The sequence below is a fragment of the Aporhodopirellula sallentina SM41 genome, from assembly GCF_000346505.1.
GTDB lineage: Bacteria > Planctomycetota > Planctomycetia > Pirellulales > Pirellulaceae > Rhodopirellula > Rhodopirellula sallentina.
In genome coordinates, this window is sequence record NZ_ANOH01000293.1 from 1 (window position 1) to 2244 (window position 2244).

Here is a 2244-nt window from a genome sequence, read left to right on the forward strand (position 1 = left end):
ATATTGCAGGTTGGTATCAACAGGGATGAAGTCATCACCGTAGACGGCGGTCCGTTCAGAGTGACTGATGCTAGATTGGCCTGCGAATGTCGTGAAATCTAATGCGGTTTCGAGTTGGCCAATCCGGATCTTGGCTCTTTGCGTTTCTACTTCGGTTTGGAGGACTGACCCGTTTGGCAATCGAATGTGGATGTCTACCGAGTCGGATCGGTGTCCAAGGTTTGCTGTTCCAGATGTATTCGTTGTTTGGGTGTTGGGAGACCGATCGTTGGAGTGTTGATCCAACAACCATTGCCCATTTGCTCTGGGGGTCCAGTTTTGGTTGAAGAGGGCGGCGGATTCTGGGTTGGTGGGGGTTTCTCGCCAGTGGTCGCCGGACCAGATGCCCCAGAGGGTGGCGGCGGTTAGGGTGGGGGTGGCGGCTAGGGTTTGGTAGAAGTCGCGGGTGAAGTCGGCTTGGGTTTGTTGGTCGATGTCGACCGCGTCGACGTCGAATTCGGTGATTTGCATGTCTCGGTCGAAGACTTCGTAGCGATCGAGTTCTTGCATGATCCGGTCGATGTCAGGTAGCCGGTTACTGACGAAGTGGCCTTGGAATCCGATCGCGTCGTATTGGGCGTTCTCTCCGGTGGACGCGTTTGCGGTTGTGTCGAGCAGTGTGAGTAGGTCAAAGAACGCGTCGCTGAGTCCGTTGTCGGGATTCGACAAGATGTCGAACTCGTTGATGATGAGTTCGGTGTTGCTATCGACGGTGTTTCGGGTGGCTTGAAGGATGTCGACGATGAAGTCGTATCCGACGATATCCCAGATCTCGGGGGCGAAGATGGGGTGATTGATGACGTCCCACCATGTGACGCGAGGTTGGGTAGAGTCCTCGCGTGTTTCGCTGAAATCGTTCGCAGGACCGGTGGTCGAAACGTGCGTCAGGATTTCGTTTTCCAGCCACGTTTCGGCGGCGGCTGCTCCGTGGGTGCTAAGTTGATGGTTGTACCCATCTAGAAGGCTGACAGGAGTCGGGAAGTTGTCGCTGGGATCGTCGGCAAGGTCGCCCCATACCAGAGCGTGGCCGTGATACGGAAGGTCGCGTTCGATGACCCAATCGAGGAAGTCACGCGGGACCTGTGGATCGAGCGACCAAGGGCCCCACTGCGCCGTTCCTCCATCAGTGATGGTGTCAAACATCTCGAGGATGGCTTGGTAACGCTGGGCTTCCGGTGTGAGGGAATCGGGGTTGCTTGCGACAATCAGCTCGGGCGAGACGGCGGTTCCGATCGGCAGGCTCGGCGTTGTCGGAGTGATTGTGACGATGGCACCTTCGATCGGGTTGCCGGCGGCGTCGACGATTTTGATTTGGATCGGGTTGGTTCGATGAGTTGCCGCGTCGCTTGCGGCTTGCTCCCTCCAGTCCGCGTCCCACTGGCGACCTCCGTAGGTGTAGATCGTTTTTGGGGCTTCATCTAAGTCGGATTGCAAGTCTAGCTTCACAAGGCTGAACCCACCGAGTTCGACGGTTTGCTCCTGGTATCCGAGTCGAACGTCGACGGTTCGGTCGGAGGTGCCGTTGCCGAAATCCGGTGTCATCGGCAGAAGGAGCAGTGTCCACTCGGGGCCAACTTGCCAGACCTTCTCTTCTCCGGCGTAGTCTCCGCCGCTTTTTTGCAATCGCAATCCAACGGTTGCGTCGGACCCGTCGATGTTGCCGCTGCGAGCCCACACGCTCGCGAAAAACGGTGTGCCCGCGGGGAAGGGGCTGCCGTCAAAGCCGTAGCCGATGAGCGTTTCCCATGGGGCGTCAGGGGTTGCGGTGGTTACGACGGCACGGATCGCGTTGTCGCTCGGCGACCCATCCACAAACGGTAGGCTGGTGTCATTGACGTGGAACGTGGTGATTTGATTGCTGCCAGCGGCTGAGCTGAAGCCTGTGTTTACGAGCGTCGGGATATCTTGGGGGAGCAACTGCGTTTCGTTTTGTAGCTCGCCTGCGATGGTGACCTGAATCTGCCGTTGGCTCTCGACGCCTAGTTGATAACGAGGATCCGATGCCAAGCGGATGATTGCGACCTCAGGGCCTTCCAGTGTCGTGTCATCGACTGGATCGAGTTCAACAATCACGTGGTCCTGGCCAGCCGGGATCGTGGCGATACCGGAGAGTTGGGAGTAGTCGACACCGTTGATCGCCGAGCCACCGAGCGTGTAGGCAACGTCGAGGTCACGTCCCAAGTCGTCGCTGCGTGCGATCACAAA

At 57.8% G+C, this 2244-nt stretch carries 1 protein-coding gene; it reads right to left on the bottom strand.

The genetic code is table 11. From position 1 onward, the window contains the following. A partial coding sequence (locus RSSM_RS20060) for an endo-1,4-beta-xylanase (RefSeq protein WP_008682930.1) occupies window positions 1-2244 on the bottom strand: 2244 nt, incomplete at both ends.